24 protein-coding genes and 1 riboswitch are annotated in these 23,936 nt (G+C 73.9%); of the genes, 8 read left to right on the forward strand and 16 right to left on the reverse strand.

All coding sequences use genetic code 11. The features are described 5' to 3' along the window. Positions 1-4: 4 nt before the first annotated feature. The 4 genes from OHA30_RS33160 to OHA30_RS33175 form a co-directional block, all read right to left on the reverse strand. Entirely contained in the window at positions 5-880 is an 876-nt protein-coding gene (locus tag OHA30_RS33160) for an SGNH/GDSL hydrolase family protein (RefSeq protein WP_328917556.1), read from the reverse strand. Positions 881-1,123: 243 nt separating this feature from the next. Then, on the reverse strand, positions 1,124-2,140 hold the full coding sequence (locus OHA30_RS33165) for a hemolysin family protein (protein WP_328917557.1): 1,017 nt from the start codon (positions 2,138-2,140) through the stop codon (positions 1,124-1,126). After that, positions 2,137-3,474: a hemolysin family protein gene (locus OHA30_RS33170; RefSeq protein WP_328917558.1), complete on the reverse strand. Its 1,338-nt coding sequence runs from the start codon at positions 3,472-3,474 to the stop codon at positions 2,137-2,139. The genes OHA30_RS33165 and OHA30_RS33170 overlap by 4 nt, the downstream gene beginning before the upstream one ends. 368 nt (positions 3,475-3,842) lie before the next feature. Further along, positions 3,843-4,265: a GNAT family N-acetyltransferase gene (locus OHA30_RS33175; protein WP_328917559.1), complete on the reverse strand. Its 423-nt coding sequence runs from the start codon at positions 4,263-4,265 to the stop codon at positions 3,843-3,845. A 111-nt stretch (positions 4,266-4,376) separates the two neighbouring features. Between OHA30_RS33175 and OHA30_RS33180 the strand changes: the two genes are divergently transcribed. Both OHA30_RS33180 and OHA30_RS33185 read left to right on the forward strand, forming a co-directional pair. Beyond that, complete coding sequence (locus OHA30_RS33180) at positions 4,377-4,604, forward strand: DUF6364 family protein (protein ID WP_328917560.1); 228 nt, start codon at positions 4,377-4,379, stop codon at positions 4,602-4,604. Next, a complete protein-coding gene (locus tag OHA30_RS33185) occupies positions 4,601-4,972 on the forward strand; it encodes a fic family toxin-antitoxin system, toxin component (RefSeq protein WP_328917561.1) in 372 nt (123 codons plus the stop codon). The genes OHA30_RS33180 and OHA30_RS33185 overlap by 4 nt, the downstream gene beginning before the upstream one ends. Positions 4,973-5,884: 912 nt before the next feature. Here OHA30_RS33185 and bioD read toward each other — a convergent pair. From bioD to bioB, 3 genes are all read right to left on the reverse strand, one after another. Beyond that, complete coding sequence (bioD, locus tag OHA30_RS33190; RefSeq protein WP_328917562.1) at positions 5,885-6,622, reverse strand: dethiobiotin synthase; 738 nt, start codon at positions 6,620-6,622, stop codon at positions 5,885-5,887. A 645-nt stretch (positions 6,623-7,267) separates the two neighbouring features. Continuing rightward, positions 7,268-8,584, reverse strand: coding sequence for an adenosylmethionine--8-amino-7-oxononanoate transaminase (locus OHA30_RS33195; protein WP_328917563.1), 1,317 nt, complete (start codon positions 8,582-8,584; stop codon positions 7,268-7,270). After that, a complete protein-coding gene (gene bioB / locus OHA30_RS33200) occupies positions 8,577-9,815 on the reverse strand; it encodes a biotin synthase BioB (protein WP_328917564.1) in 1,239 nt (412 codons plus the stop codon). Before bioB ends, OHA30_RS33195 begins: the two co-directional genes overlap by 8 nt. A 155-nt stretch (positions 9,816-9,970) precedes the next feature. Here bioB and OHA30_RS33205 point away from each other — a divergent pair, with 155 nt between their 5' ends. Beyond that, entirely contained in the window at positions 9,971-11,128 is a 1,158-nt protein-coding gene (locus OHA30_RS33205; RefSeq protein WP_328917565.1) for an 8-amino-7-oxononanoate synthase, read from the forward strand. 60 nt (positions 11,129-11,188) lie between these two features. Here OHA30_RS33205 and OHA30_RS33210 read toward each other — a convergent pair whose 3' ends face one another. Together OHA30_RS33210 and OHA30_RS33215 are read right to left on the reverse strand one after the other, a co-directional pair. Then, complete coding sequence (locus OHA30_RS33210; protein WP_328917566.1) at positions 11,189-11,422, reverse strand: DUF397 domain-containing protein; 234 nt, start codon at positions 11,420-11,422, stop codon at positions 11,189-11,191. A 47-nt stretch (positions 11,423-11,469) separates the two neighbouring features. After that, complete coding sequence (locus tag OHA30_RS33215; RefSeq protein WP_328917567.1) at positions 11,470-12,327, reverse strand: helix-turn-helix domain-containing protein; 858 nt, start codon at positions 12,325-12,327, stop codon at positions 11,470-11,472. Positions 12,328-12,577: 250 nt separating this feature from the next. On the opposite strand from OHA30_RS33215, the gene OHA30_RS33220 reads away from it, so the two are divergent. Beyond that, the gene (locus OHA30_RS33220) at positions 12,578-13,006 is read left to right on the forward strand and encodes an ATP-binding protein (protein ID WP_328917568.1); all 429 of its coding nucleotides are present in this window, start codon (positions 12,578-12,580) and stop codon (positions 13,004-13,006) included. 72 nt (positions 13,007-13,078) lie between these two features. Here OHA30_RS33220 and OHA30_RS33225 read toward each other — a convergent pair whose 3' ends face one another. Together OHA30_RS33225 and OHA30_RS33230 are read right to left on the reverse strand one after the other, a co-directional pair. Continuing rightward, the gene (locus OHA30_RS33225) at positions 13,079-13,780 is read right to left on the reverse strand and encodes a GNAT family N-acetyltransferase (protein WP_328917569.1); all 702 of its coding nucleotides are present in this window, start codon (positions 13,778-13,780) and stop codon (positions 13,079-13,081) included. 33 nt (positions 13,781-13,813) lie between these two features. Further along, positions 13,814-14,449: a TetR/AcrR family transcriptional regulator gene (locus OHA30_RS33230; RefSeq protein ID WP_328917570.1), complete on the reverse strand. Its 636-nt coding sequence runs from the start codon at positions 14,447-14,449 to the stop codon at positions 13,814-13,816. A gap of 52 nt (positions 14,450-14,501) precedes the next feature. Here OHA30_RS33230 and OHA30_RS33235 point away from each other — a divergent pair, with 52 nt between their 5' ends. After that, the gene (locus OHA30_RS33235; RefSeq protein WP_328917571.1) at positions 14,502-16,673 is read left to right on the forward strand and encodes an ABC transporter ATP-binding protein/permease; all 2,172 of its coding nucleotides are present in this window, start codon (positions 14,502-14,504) and stop codon (positions 16,671-16,673) included. Positions 16,674-16,731: 58 nt separating this feature from the next. Here OHA30_RS33235 and OHA30_RS33240 read toward each other — a convergent pair whose 3' ends face one another. The 3 genes from OHA30_RS33240 to OHA30_RS33250 form a co-directional block, all read right to left on the reverse strand. Then, positions 16,732-17,223 carry a C40 family peptidase gene (locus tag OHA30_RS33240; RefSeq protein ID WP_328917572.1) on the reverse strand — a complete coding sequence of 164 codons (492 nt, stop codon included), beginning with the start codon at positions 17,221-17,223 and terminating at the stop codon, positions 16,732-16,734. Positions 17,224-17,226: 3 nt separating this feature from the next. Next, positions 17,227-17,404, reverse strand: a riboswitch (cyclic di-AMP (ydaO/yuaA leader). Positions 17,405-17,812: 408 nt separating this feature from the next. Beyond that, positions 17,813-18,130: a hypothetical protein gene (locus tag OHA30_RS33245; protein WP_328917573.1), complete on the reverse strand. Its 318-nt coding sequence runs from the start codon at positions 18,128-18,130 to the stop codon at positions 17,813-17,815. 6 nt (positions 18,131-18,136) lie between these two features. Next, positions 18,137-18,772: an ATP-dependent Clp protease proteolytic subunit gene (locus OHA30_RS33250; RefSeq protein WP_328917574.1), complete on the reverse strand. Its 636-nt coding sequence runs from the start codon at positions 18,770-18,772 to the stop codon at positions 18,137-18,139. Between the two features lie 60 nt (positions 18,773-18,832). On the opposite strand from OHA30_RS33250, the gene OHA30_RS33255 reads away from it, so the two are divergent. The 3 genes from OHA30_RS33255 to OHA30_RS33265 all read left to right on the forward strand — a co-directional run bounded on the left by OHA30_RS33255 (position 18,833) and on the right by OHA30_RS33265 (position 21,778). Then, complete coding sequence (locus tag OHA30_RS33255) at positions 18,833-19,111, forward strand: type II toxin-antitoxin system Phd/YefM family antitoxin (protein ID WP_328917575.1); 279 nt, start codon at positions 18,833-18,835, stop codon at positions 19,109-19,111. Between the two features lie 208 nt (positions 19,112-19,319). Next, positions 19,320-20,096 (forward strand): CTP synthase C-terminal region-related (seleno)protein, encoded by a 777-nt coding sequence (locus OHA30_RS33260; protein WP_328917576.1) that lies wholly within the window; start codon positions 19,320-19,322, stop codon positions 20,094-20,096. 83 nt (positions 20,097-20,179) lie between these two features. After that, a complete protein-coding gene (locus OHA30_RS33265; RefSeq protein WP_328917577.1) occupies positions 20,180-21,778 on the forward strand; it encodes an alpha/beta hydrolase in 1,599 nt (532 codons plus the stop codon). Between the two features lie 149 nt (positions 21,779-21,927). Here OHA30_RS33265 and OHA30_RS33270 read toward each other — a convergent pair whose 3' ends face one another. Both OHA30_RS33270 and OHA30_RS33275 read right to left on the reverse strand, forming a co-directional pair. After that, the gene (locus OHA30_RS33270; protein WP_328917578.1) at positions 21,928-22,983 is read right to left on the reverse strand and encodes an NAD-dependent epimerase/dehydratase family protein; all 1,056 of its coding nucleotides are present in this window, start codon (positions 22,981-22,983) and stop codon (positions 21,928-21,930) included. Positions 22,984-23,170: 187 nt separating this feature from the next. Next, entirely contained in the window at positions 23,171-23,881 is a 711-nt protein-coding gene (locus OHA30_RS33275) for a lysophospholipid acyltransferase family protein (protein WP_328917579.1), read from the reverse strand. Positions 23,882-23,936: the final 55 nt, after the last annotated feature.

The raw sequence follows: 23,936 nt of genomic DNA on the forward strand, positions 1-23,936 counted from the left end.
ATGGTCAGCCCTCGGACGGGGCCGGGTACGGGGTCGCGGGCGCGTCCTGCGACGGGATGCCGCCCGCGTCCCGCGACGGCACGGGGATCGGGCCCGGATACGGTACCAACTGCGCGCGTTTGGGCAGGCGGCCGTCACCGGAGGAGCGGCCGGTCAGCCGGCGGCCGATCCACGGCAGCAGGTGCTGACGGGTGAAGCGCAGATCCGCTCCCCGCCTGGCCGCCCAGCCGGGGAGCACGGGCGGCGGCAGCGGGCGGGTCCAGTCGGACGCGGCGGGCAGCCCGAGCGCCTGCCACACCGCCTCGGCCACCCGCTCGTGGCCCTCGGCGGTCAGATGCAGCCGGTCGTCTGCCCACATACGCGGGTCGCCGAGCACGTCGGCGCCGTACAGATCGACCACGACGGCGCCGTGCTCGCGGGCCAACTCGTCGAGGAAGCCGAACAGGTGCTCCATGCGGGGCAGGAAGCGGGTGGCGACCGGGCCGCGCCTGGCCGGGCTGCGCATCAGCACCAACTGGCCGCAGGAGGGGGCCAGCCTGCGTACCGCGCTCTCCACCAGCGCGCACACCGCGTCCACGTCGCACTTGGGCCGCAGCATGTCGTTGAGACCGCCGACCAGGGTGACGAGGTCCGCGCCCATCGCGGCCGCGGCGTCGACCTGGTCGTCGGCGATCTGCCGGATCAGCTTGCCGCGCACGGCGAGGTTGGCGTACCGGAACGCGTCCGCGTCGGGCCGGGGGAGCGCGGCCAGCCGGTCGGCGAGCAGGTCCGCCCACCCCCGGTACGAGCCGTCGGGCAGCAGATCGGACATGCCCTCGGTGAAGGAGTCGCCGACGGCGACGAAGCTGGAGTAACTGGAGTAGGTGACAGGCGTCTGCATGGCGCGGCGATCCTATGCGACCGCTTGGTCGGTACGAAAACGCAAGCGCGCCTCCGCGCACTGCGTCGAGCCCGCGCCTCCCGCGCCTCCCGCGCCGCTCCGGCGCACCCCGGGCCGGCGCGACCGCGACGTGCGTCCCTCCGTGTCGTCGCGCCCGCGTGCCGAACTCGGGGGCGACCTCGCGTCGCGTTCCGCGCCGGGGCGGGGGCCGCGTCGAGCCCCCGGCGTGCCACCGCGGAGCGGTCACGCGCGGCCGCGGCCGACCAGTTCCTTCAGGACGTCCTCCATGGTGACCAGGCCCACGCCGAGGCCCTGGTCGTCCACCACCGCCGCCAGATGGGCGCGGCCCGCGCGCATCGCGGTGAGCACGTCGTCCAGCGGGGTGGCCGCGCCGACCCGCGTGATGTGCCGCAGCGCGGACCGCGGAAAGGCCGCGTCGCGCGGCTCGGCGTCCAGCGCGTCCTTGACGTGCAGATAGCCCAGCACCCGCCCGTCGTCGTCGGCGACCGGAAAGCGCGAGAACCCCGACCGCGCGCTCAGCGCCTCCAGACCCTCCGCCGTGATGCCCAGCCGCGCCCGTACCACCCGGTCGGCGGGCAGCACGATCTCGCCGACCGGCCGCCGGCCCAGCTCCAGCGCGTCCCGCAGCCGCTCGGTCGACCGCTCGTCCAGCAGCCCGGCGGCCGCCGCGTCCCCCACCATCCGGGCCAGCTCGTCGTCCGAGAAGACCGCCGCCACCTCGGTCCTCGGCTCCACCCGCACCAGCCGCAGCACCGCGTTGGCCAGCGCGTTGATCCCGCCGATCAGCGGCCCCAGCGCCCGGGTCAGCGCCACCAGCGGCGGCCCGAGCAGCAGCGCGGCCCGGGGCGGATCGGCCAGCGCGATGTTCTTCGGCACCATCTCGCCGAACAGCATGTGCAGGTAGGTGGCCACCACCAGCGCGATCACGAACGAGATCGGATGGACCGCGCCCTGCGGAGCGTGCGCCGTGTGGAAGACCGGCTCCAGCAGATGCGCGATGGCCGGCTCCGCGACGATGCCGAGCACCAGCGTGCACGCGGTGATGCCGAGCTGGGCCGCGGCCAGCAGCGGCGAGATGTGCTCCAGACCCCACAGCACATGGCGGGCCCGCCCGTCACCGGACTCGGCGGCCGGTTCGATCTGACTGCGCCGCACCGAGATCATCGCGAACTCCGCGCCGACGAAGAAGGCGTTCACCATCAGGGTGAGCAGGCCGATCAGCAACTGCACGAAGGTCACGGGCCCGGCCTCCCGCCCCCGTCGCCGCGCGGCGGCGAGATCAGCCGGGCGCGGGCCGCCCGGTGCCGTTCCGCGTCGGTGACCTCGATCCGCCAGCCGTCCAGCTCCAGCGTGTCGCCGTGCTCGGGGATACGGCCCAGGAGGTGCGCCACCAGACCGGCCAGCGTCTCGTACGGCCCCTCCGGCGCGTGCAGCCCGATCCGCTCCAACTGGTCCTCGGTACGGGTGGCGCCGTCGGCCTCGTAGATCCGCCGGCCGCTCGGGTCGGTGCGCAGCAGGAGCAGATCGGGCAGCTCCTGCGGGTCGTGCTCGTCGCGGACCTCGCCGACGACCTCCTCGACGATGTCCTCCAGCGTCACGACCCCGGCCGTACCGCCGTACTCGTCGATCACCACCGCCATCGTCCGGCCGCCGGAGAGCCGGTCGAGCAGCCGGTCCACGGTCAGCGACTCCGGGACCAGCAGCGGGTCGCGCAGCAGCTCGGTCACCGGCAGCCGGGGGCGGCGGTCGGCGGGGACGGCCAGTACGTCCTTGATGTGGACGGTGCCGATGACCGCGTCCAGGCTGTCGCGGTAGACGGGGAAACGGGACAGGCCGGTGGCCCGGGTCACGCTCGCCACGTCCTCCGCCGTCGCCCCGGCCTCCAGCGCGGTGACCCGGACCCGGGGGGTCATCACGTTCTCGGCGGTCAGCTCGCCGAGATTCAGGGTGCGGACGAACAGCTCGGCGGTGTCCGCCTCCAGCGTGCCCTCGCGCGCCGAGTGCCGGGCGAGCGCCGCCAGCTCCTGCGGGCCGCGGGCCGAGGCCAGCTCCTCGGCCGGCTCCAGGCCCATACGGCGCAGCACCCGGTTGGCGGTGTTGTTCAGATGGCGGATCAGCGGCCCGAAGGCGGCGGTGAAGACCCGCTGCGAGGGCGCGACCGCCTTGGCGACCCGCAGCGGCCGGGAGATCGCCCAGTTCTTCGGGACGAGCTCGCCGATCACCATCAGGGCCAGGGTCGACAGCGCCGTGCCCAGCACCAGGCCCAGCGAGGACGCCCCGGAGCGCGGCAGACCGGCGGCCCGCAGCGGTCCGCGCAGCAGCTTGCCGATGGACGACTCGGCCAGCATGCCGATGATCAGCCCGGTCGCCGTGATGCCCAACTGCGCGCCGGACAGCTGCACGGTCAGATTCCGTACGGCGGACAGGGCCGCGGCGGCGCCGCGCTCACCGTCGCGGGCGGCCCGCTCCAGCTCACCGCGCTCGATCGTGGTCAGCGAGAACTCCGCCGCGACGAACACGCCACAGGCGAAGGTCAGCAGGACGGCCACCACCAGGAGCAGCGTTTCGGTCATCGGCACACCTCGCTCCCATGATCGGCCAGCCACCCGGCCGCCGCACGGCGCGGCGCCGCGTGCCCGCGGGGGCGGGGCTCCGGGGCGTGGGGTCGCGGGACGGCGGTGGCCGCAGTGCGGTACGGCGCCGGGGCCGCCCGGGCGCGGCGGTCGGGTCGGGCGCGGGGCGCCACTCCGGGCGCGGTAGGGCGCATGCGAGTCGGCGCGCACCCCTCGGCAACGATCCGCCCAGGCGTGGGGGACACGGCGCCAGGGGCCGTTACGGCGTCGGGGCGGCCGGAAAGCTGCTGGCCCGAGGGTCCCGGGGCCGGGCCCGTACGGCGCGAGGGCCGTCGAACGTGGCGGGCGGTGGGTCGGGGCCGGGCCGGTCAGGCCAGCGGCTTTGTCCAGCGGCGCCAGCGCTCTTCGCGGACGTAACCGGTCGCGCGCCACGCGTGGTGTGCCCGCTCGTTCGCGTCCAGGACCATCGCGTCGCCGCGCCGCCCGCCCAGCGCCAGGAAACGTTCCTCCGCGGCCGCCAGCAGCACCCGCGCCACCCCCTGGCGGCGGGCGTCCGGGTGGACGGCCAGCCGGTAGAGGTGACAGCGCCACCCGTCGAAACCGGCGATCACCGACCCCATCAGGACGCCGTCGCGCTCGGCGAGCAGCAGGGCCTCGGGGTCCCGCCCGATCAGCCGGGCCACCCCCGCCTCGTCGTCGCTGATGCTCGTGCCCTCCGCCGCCACCTGCCAGAACGCGAGCACCGCGGCGGCGTCGGACGGATTCGCGGGCCGTATACGAAGATCACTCATACGCGGCAGCCAACCACCCCGCGGCGCCTGGCTCAGGGAATTCCGCGATCCGGACGCGGCCCTCGTCACCCACCCTTGCCGCTACTAGCGCCACGGCGCTAGCGTGGGTGTATGGCGAAGACCCAGTTGAACGTGCGGGTGGACGAAGCCACCGCCGAGACGGCGCGGGAACGCGCTTCGCAGCGCGGCATCAGTGTGAACCGGTACATCGAGGAACTCGTCCAGCAGGACGAGGGGGAGAACGGCCGGGCGTTCGTCCAGGCCGCCGCCGACTTCATGAAGCAGTACGAGGCGGTCTTCGAGGAGGAACTCGACAACCGGCCGGAAGGTTCGCGTTGACCCTCAGGATCGACCTCGCCTGGCTGCTGATGGTCGCCGAGCACAACACCCCCGGCGACCCGCAGGTGACGGACTGGGGCGCACTCGTCGCGGCGGTCAGCCGACACCGGGCGGAGATCTTCGGGCGGCCGGTCTACGCGGACGAGTACGAGCGCGCGGCGGCGCTGATGCAATTGTTGGTGCATGTGCCGGCGCTTGAGCGGTCGAACGCGCTGTTCGCGACGGCGGTCGCGTACGCGTATCTCGTCGCCGTGGGGCAGAAGGTGGTGACGAGTCCGGAGCGGGTGCGGGATTTGGCCCGGCTGGTTCGGGAGGGACGTGCGGACGTCCCCCGCATCGCGGAGGAGCTGCGGGCCTGGACGAAATAGCCCCTCCGGCCCGGGAGCCGCCCAGCGGGTGCGCGATCTGGCTCCGCGCCGCGCAGACGCCGCCCTCCGCGCGGGGTGCGACTCCCGGGCGCGGGCGCGCGGGCAGCGTCGTCGTCCGCACGCCCCTGCGGGGTGCCCTCCCGGCGGGTGTACGCGGCCGTGGAGCAGGTGCGCGTCCGTGCGGGGTGCGACTCCCGTCGCGGGGGTTCGCCACCGTGGTCGTCCGTACGTCCGTACGGGGTGCCCTTCCGGCGGGTGTACGCGGCGGTCGGACGGGTGCGCGTCCGTGCGGGGTGTGACTCCCGTCGCGGGGGTTCGCCACCGTGGTCGTCCGCACGTTCGCGCGGGGTCCGCGCCCGGCGGCGCGGGGGTAAGTCCTGGGCTGGCGCCGGACCGCGGCCGCCCTCCGGGCGGGGTGCCCTCCCGGCGGGGATACGCGGGGGATGTCCCACGCCAGAAACGCGGCGTGCCGTGCAACCGCACGCTTCCGACCCCGGCTCCACGGTGACTTTCTTCGTCACCGGAACCCACCACTTTGGCCCCCTGCCCCGACCACGGAGGGCCGCGAGGACCGACCGGCCGGGGCAACGCCTACGCGGCTGTGGAGCAGGTGCGCGTCCCTGCGGGGTGCGACTCCCGGCGTGGGGGTCGCGGCGTCGTCGTTGTCCGCACGTTCGTGCGGGGTGTCCGTGCTTTGCGGCGCGGGGCGGCTCCCGCCCTCCCCCAAAGCTTCGCCTGGGGGTACGTACCCCCATCTCGCTGTGCTCTCCCGGGCAACTCGGACTCCGTCCGAAGGTCTTCTTGTGGGGATGCTGCGCCGTCGGCGGCTGCCGGGCCCCGGGGGCAGGGGCGTGTGGGGTGATGCCGGCTGCAAGCCTTCCCGTGGGGGTGCGGTGCCGTCCGCGGCTGGCGCTAGTAGGTTGGTTGGGGGAGAGGCGGGGTGTAGATCTTGGTGAAGGCGAGGGCGTCCCATTGGCCGCCGAGTTGGGGGGCCAGCCAGTCCGGGGCGGCGGCGCGGAACTCGGCGGGTGACAGCTTGGCGGCCGCCTGGGGGAGCGCGCCCAGGAGCGGGGCGCCCGCGGCCTGGGGGAGGTCGACGACGTTGCAGCGTTCGGCCAGGTCGGGGTCGGCGCGCCAACTGCCGATGATCACGCCGAGGCAGTTCAGCCGGCGGGACTTGAGCGCTTCCGCGGTGAGCGCGGTCGCGTTGAGCGTGCCGAGCCCGGCGGGAGCGACCAGCAGCACCCGGGCGTGCAGCAGCGCGGCCACGTCCGCCAGCGTCGAGCCCTGTTCGTCGTAACGGACCAGCAGGCCGCCCGCGCCCTCGACGAGCACGACGTCGTGAACGGCCGCGAGTTTCGCCGCCGCCTCCGCGATCTCGCCGGGGGAGATGGTCTCCCGGCCGGAGCGGCGGGCCGCGGTCGCGGGGGCCAACGGCTCGGGGTAACGGGCCAGTTCGACCGCCGTCACCTCACCCGCGAGCCGCGCAACCTCGGCGGCGTCCCCGGGCTCGTCCTCGGCCACGCCGGTCTGCGCGGGCTTGAGCACGGCCACGCTCAGCCCCTGCGCCAGCGAAGCCGCGGCGACGGCCGCTGTCGTCACGGTCTTCCCGACCTCGGTACCCGTCCCGGTGATGACCACGATGGCCACGTTCCCACTCCATTCCTCGTCCTCCCCCCGCCCGACCTTACGATCCCCCTCGCCGCGCGCCCACTCTCCCCCGGAGGCCCGCGGCCGCCGAGGGCGCCGCACCCCCACGGGAAGGCTTGCAGCCGGCATCACCCCACACGCCCCTGCCCCCGGGGCCCGGCAGCCGCCGACGGCGCTGTACCGCCACAAGAAGACCCGCAGACGGAGGCTTTGGGGGAGGGCGGGAACGACCCCGCGCCGCCAGGCACGGGCACCCCGCACGGACGTGCGGACGACGACGGTGCCGCGGCCCCCGCGATGGGAGTCGCACCCCGCGCGGACGTGCACGTCCCACTTGCCGCGTACCCCCGCCGGGAGGGCATCCAGCATGGACGCGCGGACGGCGACGACGGTGCCGCGATCCCGGCGACGGGCGTTGAGCCCCGCATGGATGTGCACCTGCTCCACAGCCGCGTATCCCCGCCGGGAGGGCACCCCGCACGGACGTGCGGACGACGACGGTGCCGCGGCCCCCGTGACGGGAGTCGCACCCCGCACGGATGTACGCCTGGCCCACGGCCGCGTACCCCCGCCGGGACGGCACCCCGCACGGACGTGCGGACGACCACGGCGCCGCGCCCGCGCTCCGCGCGCCCCCGCGGGCCCTCAGCCCGCCGCCGCGGCGGCCAGAACACCCGCCGCGACCCTCGCAACATCCTCATCCCCCGTCACATACGGCGGCATCGTATAGACCAGGTCCCGGAACGGCCGCAGCCACACCCCCGCCCGGACCGCCGCCCGCGTCGCGGCCGCCATGTCGACCGGGTGGTCGAGCTGGACGACGCCGATCGCCCCCAGCACCCGTACGTCCCGCACCCCCGGCAGGGACTCCGCACCGGCCAGGCCGTCCCGCAGGCCCGCCTCGATCCGCTTGACCTCCAGCGCCCAGTCCTGGTCGAGCAGCAGGTCGAGCGACGCGCAGGCCACCGACGCGGCCAGCGGGTTGCCCATGAAGGTGGGGCCGTGCGCCAGCACGGGGACCTCGCCCCGCGAGATGCCCTCCGCCACCCGCGACGTGCACAGCGCCGCCGCCATCGTGAGATAACCGCCGGTCAGCGCCTTGCCCAGGCACATCACATCCGGGCAGACACCCGCGTGCTCGGCCGCGAAGAGCCGCCCGGTGCGCCCGAACCCGGTGGCGATCTCGTCGAAGACCAGCAGCACGTCGTGCTCGTCGCACGCCTCCCGCAGCACCCGCAGATACCCGGGGGAGTGGAAGGCCATCCCGCCCGCGCCCTGCACCACCGGCTCCACGATCACCGCGGCCAGCTCGTGCGCGTGACGCCCGATCAGCTCGCGCAGGTGCGCGGTGTACGCGGGGTCGGGCGGCGTGTCGAAGCCGGGCGGCGGGGCGTCCGCGAAGACCTGCCGGGGCAGCGCCCCGGCCCACAGCTCGTGCATCCCGCCGTCCGGGTCGCACACGGACATCGGCTGCCAGGTGTCCCCGTGGTAGCCGCCGCGCCAGGTCAGCAGCCGGCGCTTCTCCGGGCGGCCGAGCGAACGCCAGAACTGCAGGCACATCTTGACGGCGACCTCGACCGACACCGAGCCCGAGTCGGCCAGGAAGACATGCCGCAGCGGCTCCGGGGTGATCTCGACCAGCCGGGCGGCCAGCCGTACCGCGGGCTCGTGGGTGAGCCCGCCGAACATCACATGGCTCATCCGGGACAACTGGTCGCGTACGGCCTCGTCCAGCGCCGGGTGCCGGTAGCCGTGGATCGCCGACCACCAGGAGGACATGCCGTCCACGAGTTCGCGGTGGCCCTCGGCGGGCGCGGCCAGCCGCAGCCGTACCCCGGCGGCCGACTCGACGACCAGCGGTTCCTGGCGGCCGGGCATCGGACCGTACGGGTGCCAGACGTGCCGCCGGTCGAGGTCGAGCAGCGCCTCGGGGGTCAGCCCGGCGGGCAGCGGCTCAGGCATTGGGCGGCAGATCCGTGCCCGCGCCGCGCCGCCGTACGGAGACCAGACCCGTACGGGCAGTAGCGGCCACCGGCTCGGCGGCCACCGGCTCGGCAGAGGCGTGTTCGGCAGCGGCCGGCTCGGAGGTGGCCTGCACCGGAACCCCGCACGAGCCCGCACCTGAGCCCGCCTCACCGCACGGCCCGCACCCGCCCTCGTGCGTCCCGCACCCGCCCGCGCCCTCCGCGCCCCGGTGCGCGGGCAGCGTGGTCGTCCCCGCGCCCTCCACCTCGAAGCCCGCGTCGGCGATCATGTCGAGGTCGGCCTGCCCGGCCTGGCCCTCGCTGGTCAGGTAGTCGCCCAGGAAGATCGAGTTGACCAGGTGCAGGGCCAGCGGCTGCATCGTCCGCAGATGCACCTCGCGCCCGCCCGCCAGCCGTACCTCCACGTCCGGGCAGACGAACCTGACCATCGCCAGGATGCGCAGGCACCGCTGCGGGGTGAGGTTCCACTCCTCGGCCAGCGGGGTCCCCTCGAACGGGATCAGGAAGTTCACCGGCACCGAGTCCGGGTCCAGCTCCCGCAGCGAGAACACCACGTCGACCAGGTCCGCGTCGCTCTCGCCCATGCCGGCGATCAGCCCGGAGCACGCCGACAGCCCCGCCGCCTGCGCCCGCTGCACGGTGTCCACCCGATCGGCGTACGTGTGCGTGGTGGTGATGTCCCCGTACGTGCCCTCGGAGGTGTTGAGGTTGTGGTTGTACGCGTCCGCGCCCGCCGCCCGCAGCCGGCCGGCCTGACCGTCGGAGAGCAGCCCGAGGCAGGCGCACACCTCGACGTCCTCGTTCTGCTCCTTGATCGCCTCGATGGTCTTCGAGACCCGGTCCACGTCCCGGTCGGTCGGGCCGCGTCCGCTCGCCACCAGGCAGACCCGCTTCGCGCCGCCGGCCACCCCGGCCCGCGCCGCCGCCGCGGCCTCGTCGGGCTTCAGCCAGGTGTACTTGAGGATGTCGGCCTTGGAGCCGAGCCGCTGCGAGCAGTACGAGCAGTCCTCGGGACACAGCCCGGACTTGAGGTTGACCAGGTAGTTCAGCTTGACTCTGCGCCCGAACCACTGACGGCGCACCCGGCCCGCCGCCGCCACCACCTCCAGCAGTTCGTCGTCGGAGGTCGCCAGCACGGCAAGCGCCTCGTCCCGGGTGGGCAGCTCACGCCGCAGCCCCTTGTCCACCAGAGTGGTCAGCAGATCCATACGGCCGATCCTCGCCTACGAGGACACCCCCGGCCAATGGCGGACCGCACAACACGCGCGCCCCAGGCTGTGTGCATCACCACACCCCGTGCACGGTCCCGGCCCAGTACGTTGCTGCACGTACTCCGATCCGCCGACCGACCCCAGGGACCGCAGTGAACAGCACGCAGCCGCCGCACGGCCCCTTCGGGTGGATCGCCGAACAGGCCAGGGTCCGGGCCGAGGCGGGGCTGCGGCGCGAACTGCGGCCGCGCGCCGCCGACTCGCCGCTGACCGACCTGGCGGGCAACGACTACCTCGGTCTGACCCGCCACCCCGAGGTCACCCGCGCCGGGGCCGACGCCTGCCTGCGCTGGGGCGCGGGCTCCACCGGCTCCCGGCTGGTCACCGGCAGCACCGCACTGCACGCCGAACTCGAAGCCGAGATCGCCGACTTCACCGGCTTCGAGGCCGCGCTCGTACTCGCCTCCGGCTACGCCGCCAACCTCGCCGCGGTCACCGCGCTCACCGCCCCCGGCAGCCTGCTGGTCTCCGACGCGGCCAACCACGCCTCGCTCATCGACGGCTGCCGGCTCTCCCGGGCCCGTACCGAGGTCGTACGGCACGCCGACCCCGAGGCCGTGCGCAAGGCGCTGGACGGGCACGACGGGCGGGCCGTCGTGGTCAGCGACTCGGTCTTCTCGGTGGACGGCGACGCGGCCCCGCTGCCTGGGCTGGCCGCCGCCTGCCGGGAGTACGGCGCCGCGCTGCTCGTCGACGACGCGCACGGCTTCGGGGTGCTGGGCGAGGGCGGGCGCGGCGCTGTGCACGCCGCCGGGCTCGCCGGGGCGCCCGACGTGGTGTGCACCGCGACCCTGTCCAAGGCCATGGGCGCGCAGGGCGGGGTGGTGCTCGGCCCGGCCGCCGTCATCGAGCACCTGGTCAACGCGGCCCGCACCTTCATCTTCGACACCGGCCTGGCCCCCGCCGCCACCGCCGCCGCGCTCGCCGCGCTGCGGGTGCTGCGCCGCGAGCCCGAGCGGGCCGACCGGGCCCGCGCGGTGGCCCGGGACTTCCACCGGCGGCTGACCGGGGCCGGGTTCGACGCGGTCGCGCCCGACTCCTGCGTGGTGTCGGTGCGCGCGCCCTCGCCCGAGGCCGCCTTCGGCTGGGCGGCCCGGTGCCGGGACGAGGGCCTGGCGGTCGGCTGCTTCCGGCCCCCGTCCGTGCCCGACGGGGTGTCCCGGCTGCGGCTCACCGCCCGCTGCGACCTGACGGACCGCCAGGTGGCCGCCGCGGTCGACGTCATCGTACGGACGGCGCCGCGCGGCTGAGCGGCGCCATCCACCCGGGCCCGTGCCCGCCCGTACCCGTCCACCCGGGCCCGCGTCCGGTCAGACCGAGCCGAGCCCGCCGCCCTCCAGCGCCTGAACGAAGTCACCCCAGGCGTCCGGCGCGAACAGCAGCGCGGGTCCGAGCCGGTCCTTGGAGTCGCGGACGGCCACCTCGCCCGAGCCGAGCCGGGCTGTCTCCACGCAGTTGTTCGCGGCGGTGCTGTGGCTGCTGCGTCTCCAACTCACGCCGGAAAGCGTCGCGCTGGAGGAAAGGTAACGGGACAACGTCGTCATGATGCCTCCTTTGTGCGGCGGTTCTTATGACGGGTACACGGGGAGCGCTAAAGCGACATTTCCGCACGGATACCGGCGATCATGGCAGCCGACTCCTCGCACGGTAGAGCGCGGGCGCGCAATCGGGCGAACGCGGTGCCGTACGCGGTGATGTCCTCTTTCCGATCGATGTAAACACTACTCGTCAAATGGTCGACAACAACCACATCCAGATCGGCAATGCGCGGAAATGAGAAGATGATGAACGAATTCGTCACACCCATGTGCCCGCCCGCCGTGAACGGCAGAACCTGAAGGCGGATTTGCGGGAGCCGGGCGGCCTCTTCCAGGCAGCGCAACTGTTCGGCCATCACCTCGGGGCCGCCGACCCCGCGCCGCAGCACGGCCTCGTCGAGCACCACCCACAGCTCCAGCGGCCGGTCCTGACGCAGCACCGCCTGCCGGGCTATTCGCACATCGACCAGCGCGTCGACCTCGCGCCGGCCCAGATGCGGCATGACGTCCCTGGTCAGCGCGTGAGCGTAGGCCGGGGTCTGGAGCAGCCCCGGCACCACGCTGTTCTCCATCGAACGGGCCCGGCTCGCGCCCGTCTCCAGGTTGATGAAGTCGCGGTACTCCACCGGCAGCACCTCGCGGAACTCGTGCCACCACCCGCGCTGGTGCCCCTTGCCGGCCAGCGTGCCGAGCAGGTCCCGCAGATCGCGGTCGCGCACCCCGTACACATCGAGCAGCACGGTCACGTCCTCGGCGCGCACGCTGCTGCGGCCGGTCTCGATCCGGCTGACCTTCGACTGGTGCCAGCCGGCCAGGCCGGCCGCCTCCCCGCTGGTCAGTCCGGCCAGATCGCGCAGCCGGCGCAACTCCTCGCCGAGCCGGCGCCGCCGTACGGCCGGGACTTGTTCCATGGCTTCTCGAACCTCCGATGGTGAGCGGTGCGGCCGAAGCGCCGTCGTTACGACAGTCTGCCGACCAAATGCATTCTCACGTAGCAGAGTTCACCGTTTCGAGCGACAGATATATGCATTGCACTGTGGATCGACCGTAATAGCGGCACGATGGGTGCCACTCTGGCGCGAATCAGCCGTATCCGGAGCCCGGTCCGTAGGCGGGCCGGCGCCCGACTGCGGGCACGGCGGGAAAGGGAACAGCGTCGCCATGGCAGATCTTCAGGAAGTATCCGTCACCCTGCCGAGTGACCCCTCGTCGGTGACGACCGCCCGGTCCTACGTGTGCGCGCGGCTCGCCGAGTGGGGGCTGCCGCCGGACACCCCGGCCTTCGACTCCGTACGCCTGATCGTCTCGGAGCTCGCCACCAACGCCGTACTGCACACCTCGGGCCAGTCGCCGACCTTCACCGTCGACCTCCGGCTGGAGCGCTCCGAGGAGTTGTCCCTCGGCGTCACCGACAGCCATCCACGCTGGCCCCAGCGGCTGCCCGCCGCCGTCCAGCAGGACAACGGGCGGGGCATGGTGATCATCCGTCACCTCATCGCCGAGTCCGGCGGCAAGCTCCGGATCACCCCGACCGAGGACGGCGGGAAGACCATCTGGATCATGATTCCCTGGGCGGTGCCGGTGCGGTGAGCCCGGGGGCGGGCAGGGGTACGGCCCTCCGCCGGTGCACGGCGTTGTACGGCTTCCGTCCGCGGGCCGTTCTCAGTCCGCGCACGGCGGTACGAGCAGGGCCTCGGCGCCCACCGGTGTGAAGCCCGCGGAGAGCAGGGCCCGTACGCTCGCCGCGTTGCCCGGGGCGATCTGCGCCCACAACGGCTCACCGTCGGGCACCAGATGCCGTGCGGCCAGGGCGAGCCGGCGGCCCAGCCCCCGGCCGCGCGCGTCCGGGTCCACCTCGACGGCGGTCTCCCAGCGCCCGGCGACCCCGCGCCCGAGGAGCACCGTGCCCCCGGGGACGGTCCAGGCCCGTACGCCGTCGCGGTGCCGCAGCGCGCGGACGATCCTCGGGTGGCCGCGGTCCTCGGTCTCCCGCAGGTCGAGCGGCGGAGGGCCGGGGAGCGGGGCCGCCACGGTGAGCAGGTCGATGTTGTTGACGCGGCGGCCGGTGCCGGCGGCGAGCGCGGTCAGGAAGGGCGGGTTGAGCGGCGCGGAGAGGTCGCCGGGCGGGAGCAGGGCGCGCAGGGCGGCTGACTCCGCGCCCGATTCCGCGCCCGATTCCGCGCCCGGGGCCGCGTCCGGTTTCGCGTCCGTGTCGGCGAAGACCACGGTGTGCGCGGTGAAGGCGATGACCCCGGCGTCCCGCGCCGACGGCTGCGGCAGGAAGGTGACCGTGCCGTCGGCGGGCGGGAAGGCGCCTCGGGCGGCCTCGGCCAGCATGCGCCGCAGGGACGCCGGTTCGCTCATCCGGCCATCATTTCAGCTGACCGGCGGGGTCGTTCAGCCGCGGGCGGCGGCCTCGACGAGCGCTTCCAGGTTGTCGAGATTCGCGGCGAATTCGGCGTCCCAGTCCACCGGGGGGATCAGCCACTCCGCGACCGCCCGATGGCCCGGCAGCGTGCCGCCGGGCAGTTGCCGGCCGCGCTCCCCGCGCGGGTCCGGCACGCCGGGGCCGAAGCGGCCGCCGGCCTCCGAGGCGATCCAGCCGAGCACGAAGGTGCTCACGAGCCGTTCCATGCGCGGCACCTCGGCCGGGGGGATGCCCGCGTCGAGGAGTGCGGAGTAGAGGAGATCGACGGTGGCCACCGCGTCCGGGGTGACGGCCGGCCGGGAGAACACCAGGGACGCCACCCACGGGTGACCGATCGACAGGCTCCGCGCGGTGTGCGCGAAGGCGCGCAGCCGCTTGCGCCAGTCCACGTCCTGCCCCATCTCGGGCGCGGCCTCGTACACCTGGGCGAGCACCCGGCCGAGCATCGCGTCCAGCAGGCCCGCCTTGTCCTTGACGTGCGGATACAGCGCCATCGGGGTGACGCCGACCGCCTGCGCGACGGCCCGCATCGACAGGCCGGAAAGGCCGCGTTCGTCAGCGATGGCCAGGGCCGCTTCCAGGATCTCTTCCCGTTTTCCGCTCATGCCTCTACAGTGTAGATCTATACGGTGTAGATCAACTTCTGGAGGGGTGACGATGCTGGTCGTCGAGGGACTGACGAAGAGGTACGGGAAGACGTTGGCGCTCGACGGCTTCTCGCTGGAGGTGCGGGCCGGGGAGGTCACCGGGCTGATCGGGCACAACGGGGCAGGGAAGACGACGTTCGTGGAGGTCACCACCGGTCTGGTGCGGCCCGGGGCGGGGCGCGTCACCGTCTGCGGGATCGACGCGCTGGCCGAACCGCGGGCCGCCCGCGCGCTGTTCGGCGTCGCGCCGCAGGAGCTCGCCCTCTACCCGACGGTCACCGTCCGCGAGCACCTGGGGCTGTTCGCCGGGCTCGCGGGGCTGCGGCGGGCCGCCGCAGCCCGCTCGGTCGAGGCGGTCGCGGAGGAGCTGGTGCTCGGGGACGTGCTGGACCGGCGGTGCGCGGTCCTCTCCGGCGGGCAGCGGCGCCGTACGCAGGCCGCCGCCGCGATGGTCGGCTCGCCGCGCGTGCTGCTGCTCGACGAGCCGACCGCGGGCGCGGACCCCGAGACCCGGCAGGCGCTGCTCGCGGCGGTACGGGCCCGCGCGGACGCGGGTGCGGCGGTCGTCTACACCACGCACTACCTGCCCGAACTCGTCGACCTGGACGCGACGTTGGCCGTGGCCAGGGCCGGACGCGTGGTCGCCCGCGGGGAGCGGGCGGCGCTCACGAGCGGGCTGCCCGGCGAGGTACGGGTCGCCCTCGACCCGGACCGGCCGCGGCCCGGGCTCCCCGCCGAGCTGGGTTCCCGTACCCGGGACGACGGGCAGGGCGGGCTGCGGATCGCCACCTTCGATCCGCCGGCCGACCTCGCGGCGCTCCTCACCGCCGGGTGCGCGCCCCTCGCGGTCGACGTCCGCCGCCCCGACCTCGACGACCTCTACGCGGCCCTCGCCACCTCGGCGCCCAAGGCCCTCGCCACCCCGCCGGGCACCGAGGCGGAGTTCGCCTCCGGCGGTTTCGTGGACGGCGGGCGGCAACCGGAGCCGGGCGCGGGTGTCCTCGCCGCCGGCCCGCCGGGGCCGGGCGCGGGCGGCCGGAAACCCGGCCCGGATGCTGTCGACGCGCGTATGTCCGTCGCCAATGTGCCCGGCGCCGCCGACGCCGCCGACGCGGCCGGGGCGGGTGGAGAGCCGGGCTGTTCCGGGATCCGGTCGCCGCGTGCCGAGGCGGGTCGCAACGGGGGTGTGCGCGTCTCGGATGGCGCCGGATCCCCGATCTCCGCGGCCGCTGCCACGCAGCGCCGTCCCGCCGTGACAGGCGTGGACCGGCACGCGGCCGTCTTCCTTCCGCCGGGCGGCGAGGAAGGGATTCGCCCTGGTGCCGACGCGGGGGCTGACTCCGCCGTCCGTGTGTCGGCCGCCGCCTCCGGGGTCACGTCGGCGGGTGAGCCCCGGCAACCGCGCGACCCGCGCGAGGGTGGCGGGGGCGCGCGGGGCGGGGTGGGGAGGGCCGGCGTGCTCGTGCGGCACAACGCCGCCGTGCTGCTGCACGAGCCCGGCCCGCTGATCGGCCGCCTCCTCATGCCCGTGATCCTGCTGCTCGCGATGCGGCCGCTCTACACGGCCGTCCAGGGGCCGTCGGGGACCGCGCTGGCCGTCGTCGGCTCGCTCGTGACGTTCTCGCTGCTCGCCCTGTCGATCGTGGGCTCGTCGATCCTGTCCGAGCGGGTCTGGCGCACCTGGGACCGGCTGCGCCAGACCCCCGTACGCGCGGGCGAGCTGCTGATCGGCAAGGCCCTGCCCGTGTTCGGCGTGCTCGCCGCCCAGCAGGTGTTCGTCCTCGGCTTCGGCGTGGTCGCCTTCGGAATGCGCGTGGCCGCGCCCGGCCTGCTCGTGGCCGCCTGCGTCGCCTGGATACTGGCGCTGCTGGGCATGGGCTCGGCCGCCGCCCTGCTCGTACGGAGCTACGGCCAGCTCATGGCCGCGTTCGACATCGGCGCCTTCTTCCTCACCACCCTCGGCGGTGTGCTCGTACCGCTGTCCACCCTCCCGGGCTGGATGCGCGCGGCCGCCCCGCTCTCACCCGGGTACTGGGCCGCCGACGCCCTGCGCGAGGCCGCCATGGGCCACGCGCCGCGTACGTACACGGACATCTGCGTGCTGCTGGCGATAGCGGCCGTCACGGGCACGATCGCCGTCCGGCGTGTCACCCGCGGCTGGGGCCGCGCGCTCGCCGTCTGACGGTCCGGGCCGGGCGCCCGACCAGGGCCCGGATCAGGCGCCCGGCCCGGACCCCGGCTCACCCGACCACCCGCCCGTACCAGACGCTGTTCGTCCAGATGCGTTCCAGCCGGACCGTGGTGCCGGTCTTGGGCGCGTGCCAGATGGTGCCGGCGCCGGCGTAGATGCCGACGTGGTAAACGGAGGAACCGGAGTGGAAGAAGACCAGGTCACCGACTCTTCGGGAGCCCACGGAGATGTGCTGCGTGCTGTTGTACTGCGCCGCCGCCGTACGCGGGAGGGACTTGCCCGCCGCCTTGAACGAGTACAGCGTCAGGCCCGAGCAGTCGAAGCGGTACGGCCCGGACGCCCCCCACTGATAGGGCGAACCCTTCTTCGAGGCCGCGATGCCGAGCGCCTCCGCGCCCAGTGACGCGGCCTCGGCCCGCTGGACGGTCTCCGGCAGCAGGGACGGTACGGTGACGGCCGCCGCGGTGAGCATGGAGGCGGCCCCGAGCCGGGTCAGCCGCGCGGACAGGTGAGGAGACGTGATGCGGTTGAGCGCGGTCATGCGCAACCCTTCGTCATCAGCCTGCGAAGGATGACCTGTCGGGTTCGGGCAGGCGAAGATGCCCGGCCGCGCACTGCGGCTTCACCCCAAGGGCCGGCCCGGACGCGTTCCGGGACCGACCCGTCGTGCTGGGTCCTCCGCTCCTGCCGCTGCACTCATGTCGACCTGGCATCCAACGCGTCGGCAGGACTGGGCATCCGCGCGGACCGCCCCGCCACGGCGGCGGGGGCTTGTCGTCAGCACGGATGGTTACCCACTCCACGCACTCGCGCGGTCACAGAAACGCGCGATGTGAGTCTCGTCACGCCTCCGCCGTCCGGGTGAGCGCCTGCGGCCCGCGCCCGCCGGCCGCCGTCGCCGTACGATCTGACCTGCGACGATCTCCGGGGCTCCCGGCCGGGCCCGGCCGCTGGCCGCAACTGTTCGACGGATTGCCGGAAGCGGCGGAATACGCCAATGGACTGAGCCGAGCCGACACCGGGTGGCGCAACCGGTGGCGCAGCGTCACGAATTCGGCGCCGCGACGGCACATGTCCGGCGGCTCACGCGTCCGCCGGTTCACGCGTCGGGGGTTCGCACCTCCGCGGCCTCACGCGTCCGGCGGCGCCGCGGGGTCGGGCGGCACAGCCACCTGACCGGTCCGCCGCTGCCCGTCGAGCACCCGCAGCGCGCGCCCGAGCGTGGCGTGGTGCATCTGGGTCTCACCGCGCAGATGCATCACGGTGAGCGCCTCCCGCAGTGCGACCGCCCGGCTCACCAGCGCCTGCGCGGCCCGCAGCGCGGCATAGGTGTCCGTGTTGCGGGACGGGTTGATCCGGCCGAGCAGGTCGACGACCTCCAGATAGGTGTCGATCAGCTCGCCCTCCGAGCGGGTCAGCGCCGGCAGCGGCGGCGGTTCCGGCACCACCGCGGGTCACCGCAGGCCGTACGCGGGGGTGTTGGCCTTGCGGCTGGTGGTCGTCCGGTCCACCAGGCCGTAGTCGACGGCCGCTTGCGCGTCGAGGACCTTGTCCCGCTCGATGTCGGCGCGGACCTGATCCAGTTCCCGGCCGGTGTGCCTGACCAGCAGCGTCTCCAACTGCTCGCGGGTGCGCAGCAGTTCATTGGCCTGGATCTCCAGGTCCGACACATCGCCCTGTACGGCCTCGCTCAGCGAGGGCTGGTGGATCAGAACACGCGCGCCCGGTGTGATCAACCGCTTGCCGGGCGAGCCCGCGGCCAGCAGCACCGCGGCGGCGGAGGCCGCCTGGCCGATGCAGACCGTCGCCACGTCGCAGGTGACGAACTGCATCGTGTCGTAGATCGCGGTCATCGCGGAGAAGGAGCCGCCGGGGGAGTTGATGTAGAGGTTGATGTCCTGCTCGGGCGCGGAGCTCTCCAGGTGGATGAGCTGGGCCATCACGTCGTTCGCCGACGTGTCGTCGATCTGCGTGCCCAGGAAGACGATCCGCTCCTGGAGCAGCTTGGAGTAGGGGTCCATCGTGCGGACGCCGTTGCTGCCGCGCTCGGTGAACTCGGGCAGGACGTAGCGGGCGGTGGGACGGAACACGGGTACGCACCTCCATCACTACAAAATGTACAGGACGTACATCTCGTTATGATGGGGAGCATGACCCATGACGTCCCGGTGACACAAGCGCGCGCGGAACTCGCGGAACTCATCAACCGTGTCGTCTACGGCGGCGAACAGGTGGTGCTGACCCGCCACGGCAAGCCGCTCGTGGCACTGGTCTCCGCCGCTGACCTGCGACGACTCCAGGAGCTCGACGCCCCGGCCGAGGAGCAGGTGATCAGCACCGTCTCGACCGTGGGCTCCCGCGCGTCCGCCACGGGCGAACGCCGCAGGTTCGGCATCGCCGCCGAGCACCGCGGCCCGGAGGTGAGGTGACCCCGGCCCGGCGCCCGTACGGTCGGCCGAGCAGCGGCGGCAAGGCGCCTGCGCCCGGCTCAGCGGCACGTACGTTCGGCTTAACAGCCCGTACGCCCGGCTGGGCGGCCGGCTAGCCTTCGGCGCCCAGCAACTCGGTGAAGAGCGCCGCCGCCGGGTCGGGCGCGGCGGCGGACGCGATACCGGCGCCGCGCGCAGGATGACCCGTATGACACCGACCGCCGCCCGGATCGCCCTCGTCGGCGACCACTCCCCGTCCGTCCGCTCCCACCAGCGCATCCCCGGTCTGCTCGGAGCGCTGCGCGAGCACCACGGCGTGCCCGTCGACGCCTACTGGATCGCGTCGCGGGACGCCGAACAGCCCGGCGCCGTCAGCGGGTTCGACGCCGTGTGGCTGCTGCCCGGCAGCCCGTACCGCAGTGAGTCCGGCGCGCTGGAGGCCGTACGGACCGCGCGCGAGCACGGGATTCCCTTCCTCGGCACCTGCGGCGGCTTCCAGCACACGCTGCTGGAGTACGCCCGGAACGTCTGCGGACTGACCAACGCCCGCCACACCGAGAACGACCCCGACGGCGACGCGGACGACGTACTGATCGCCCCGCTCGCCTGCTCGCTGGTCGGACACGAGGGCCGGCTGCGCACCACGCCCGGCAGCCTCGCGGAACAACTGCTCGGCAGCCGGGAGACCGTCGAGCGGTTCCACTGCGCGTACGGGCCGGTGTCCGCGCTGCTGCCCCGACTTGAGGAGCGCGGGCTGCGCTTCACCGGCCACGACCCCGAGGGCGCGCCCCGGGTCGTCGAACTGCCCGGCCACCCGTTCTTCCTCGCCACGCTCTTCCAGCCCGAGCTGTCCGGCGACGGCACGGTCCCGCACCCGTATGTGCGCGCGTTCGCCGAGGCCGCCGTCGCCCGGGCGCACGGGGGCAACTCCCGGACATCGTCACACTTTGATGAAGAATCACCCGCCTGGCCTGTTCGGGGCTGACCTCCGGGGGAAATGATTCGCACCTCGTCACTGTGGCCACAGTGGTCACAAGCCACCCACAGTGCGGAGGGGGAGGTTCGACCTTGAGACGCACGATCGTGCTCGTCTCCGCCGGCGCCCTGATCGCCGGTGCCATCGCCGCCGCCCCGGCGGCCGGCGCGCGTTCCCCGGGGGCCGACCGGCCCGGGCGGGTCACCGTACCCGAGTCCGTCGGCGTCGTGATCGCCGCCGCCGACGCGAAGAAACACGGCATCGACTGGGCCGACTGCCCGGCCGGCTGGGGCCTGGCCGCACCCGTGCAGTGCGGCTGGGTCACCGTGCCCGTCGACTACACCCGGCCCTTCGGGGCCACCATCAGGCTCGCCGTCGACCGGGCGGTCAGCACCGGCACCCCTGCGCAGCGCCAGGGCGCGCTGGTCTACAACCCCGGCGGCCCCGGCGGTTCCGGCCTGCGCTTCCCGGTACGCAGCAGCTCCTCCGCCGCCCTGTGGGTCAACACCGCCAAGGCGTACGACTTCGTGGGCTTCGACCCGCGCGGCGTCGGCCACTCCGCGCCCATCTCCTGCGAGGACCCGCAGGAGGCCGCCAAGGCGCCCAAGGCCGATCCGGTGCCCGACAACGAGGCCGACAAGCGGGCACAGCGCGCGCTCGCCCGCGCCTACGCCGACGGCTGCCTGCGCCGCACCGGCGCCGCGGTGCTCTCCCGGATGACGACGCCCAACACCGCCCGCGACCTCGATGTCATCCGGGCCGCGCTGGGCGAGAAGAGGCTCAACTACCTCGGCGCCTCCTACGGCACGTACCTCGGCGCGGTCTACGCCGATCTGTTCCCGACCCATGTGCGCCGGATGATCGTGGACAGCGTGGTCGACCCGGCCCCCGAACAGATCTGGTACCGCGACAACCTCGACCAGGACGTGGCCTTCGAGGGCCGCTGGAAGGACTGGGAGAACTGGGCCGCCGGTTACGACTCCGTCTACCACCTCGGCGCCACGGCCGCGAAGGTCCAGTCGAACTGGGAGCAACTGCGGGCCGCCGTCAAGGCGCACCCGGTCGGCGGCGTCGTCGGCCCGGCCGAACTCCTCGGCTTCTTCCAGAACGCGCCCTACTACGACTCCACGTGGGCGAACGTCGCCGGCGTCTGGAGCCGCTACCGCGCCGGTGACACCCAGGCCCTGCTGGACGCGGCCGCCCCCGACCCCTCCGACACCGCGGGGAACATCTCCGAGGAGAACGGCAACGCCGTCTACACCGCCGTGGAGTGCACGGACGCCCGGTGGCCGGCCGACTGGCGGACCTGGGACCGGGACAACACCGCGCTCAACGCCGGCTACCCCTTCCTGACCTGGTCGAACGCCTGGATGAACCTGCCCTGCGCGACCTGGCCGGTCCCGCAGCAAACCCCCGTCGACGTCACCACGCACCCCGGGCTGCCCGGGGTACTGATCGTGCAGAGCACCCGCGACGCGGCGACCCCGTACGCCGGGGCGCTCGAACTCCACCGGCGGCTGACCGGATCGCGGCTGATCACCGAGAAGGACGCCGGGTCGCACGGGGTCACCAACCTGGTCAACCCGTGCGTCAACTCGCGGGTCGACGCCTATCTGCTCACCGGGGCGCTCGACCCGCAGGACGTAGTGTGCGGGCCGCACGCCACGCCGGTACCGGCCGCCGCGCGGTAACGCGCGTCACGGGCAACAGGCCGTCCGCCGCCGGAAGCCGGGGCAGCGGACGGCCCGGGTCGGCGTCAACCGTCGGTTGGGTTGTTGCCGGCTGCCGGGGGCGAGCGGGCTGGTCGGTGTCGGGCGGGTGGCGCGAGACCCCGATTTGGTCAGCCGCGCCGGAGGCGTTGTGTGGAGAGCCAGTGGTCTTCCGCTGCGTAGTCGAAGGGGCTGCCGTTGGATTCGGCGAGGCGCGCGACGAAGGGGAAGGCGTCCCGCCAGTCGCGGTCCTTCAGCGTCTCCACCAGCCACGCCACCGTGTCCGGCAGCGCCTGCTCATAGGTCGTCACCGGCCGGTAGCCCAACTCCCGCCGCGCCGCGGTCATGTCGAAGATCACGGGGTGGGCCAGCGCCCACGGGTGATCGCCGACCGTCGGCTCCGGCGGCGGACCGTCCACCAGCACGGTCTCACTCGTACGGCCCAGCACCGCGTCCACCGCCGCGCCGATCTCGGCGGCCGTCGGCACCCCGGGGTCACCCGCGTTGAGCACCCGCGTGCCGGGGTTGCGGGCCGCCAGCCGGACCAGCTCCGCGAGATTGGACGTGTGCACCGGGTGGAAACGGCTCGCGCCGCCGTACGCCAGCACCCGCACCCGACGGCCGTCCAACGCCCGCTTGACGAAGTGCAGTTCCCGCGGGTTCGGACTGTGCCTGCCGTGCACCGCGCCGGCCCGCAGCAGCGTCGGGGCCAGCCGGTCCCCGGCGCCGAGCAGCGTCTGCTCCAACTCCACCTTGCGCGTGCCGTACGTGGCGGGGCCGGCCGGAACCGTGGGGTTGCTCTCGGGAATCGGCACCGGGTACCGCGGTTGACCGTCCGGCTCTTCCTGCGTGTCGAAGCTGCGGCCCCGCTCGTCCTGGTAGACCGCGCCGGTGGAGATCACCACCGCCGAGCCGATCCGATCGGCCAGCGAGAGCAACTGCCGTGCGTGGCCGCCGTCGTAGGCCACGCAGTCGAGCAGCACATCGCACCCCTCGCCGAGCGCGGCCGTCAGCGCGGCGGTGTCCTCGCGGTCCACCCGCACCGTACGGACGCCCTCGGGCCACCCGTCGTCGGCGCCGCCGCCCCGGGAGGCGGCCGTCACCGCCCAGCCGTCCGCGGCGAGCGCGCGTACCGCCTGCCGTCCGATCTGTCCTGAAGCGCCGATCACGAACGCGGTTCCCGTCATGCCCGCGACGCTACGGTCGGCGCCGCCCTCGCGAACAGGGGAGTTCGCCGAGCGCGGATTCGCTGTCGGCGGACACGGCCGACACGGCGGGACGGCGGCCGCGGCGCCGAGGGCGGACACGGCCTCCAAGCCAGTCCAGGCCACGCCGGGCGTCGCGGCTACGGCGACGGCAACCACCCACCGGGCCTCACGGCTTGCCGCGCCGCCGCCCCGCCGCCTCCCGCGCCTGCTGCTCCGCCTTCACCTCACCCGCGTACCGGTCCACGTACTCCTGGCCGGACAGCGCCAGGATCTCGTACATGATCTCGTCGGTCACCGACCTGACCACGTACCGCTGGCCGTCCATTCCGGCGAACCGGGTGAAGTCCAGCGGCGCCCCGAAGCGGATGGTGACCCGGCCGAAACGCGGGATCACCCGTCCGGGCGGCTGGAGTTCGAACGTGCCGACCATCGCGCACGGGATCACGGGAACGCCCCCGCGCAGCGCCATCACCGCGACACCGGTACGGCCCCGGTAGAGCCGGCCGTCGTGCGAGCGGGTGCCCTCCGGGTAGATGCCCAGCAGCTCGCCGCGGCCCAGCACGTCGAGCGCCGCGGTGATCGCCGACTGCCCCTTGCCCGCCGAGCGGTCCACCGGGATCTGACCGATGCCGCGGAAGAAGGCCGCGATCAGCCGCCCGCGCAGGCCCGACCCGGTGAAGTACTCGGCCTTCGCCAGGAAGGTGATCCGGCGCGGCAGGATCGCGGGCATCACGAAGTGGTCGGCGAACGACAGATGGTTGCCCGCGATGATGGCCGCGCCGTCCTCCGGGATGTGCTCCATGCCCTCGATCCGCGGCCGGAACATCAGCCGCAGCAAGGGCCCGAGGAACACGTACTTGAGCACCCGGTAGAACACGGCGGCACCCTCCCCCTGGCCAGCCCCGGCCCGCCCGGGCCGCGGCGCCCCGGCC

It is taken from the genome of Streptomyces sp. NBC_00223, from assembly GCF_036199905.1.
GTDB lineage: Bacteria > Actinomycetota > Actinomycetes > Streptomycetales > Streptomycetaceae > Actinacidiphila.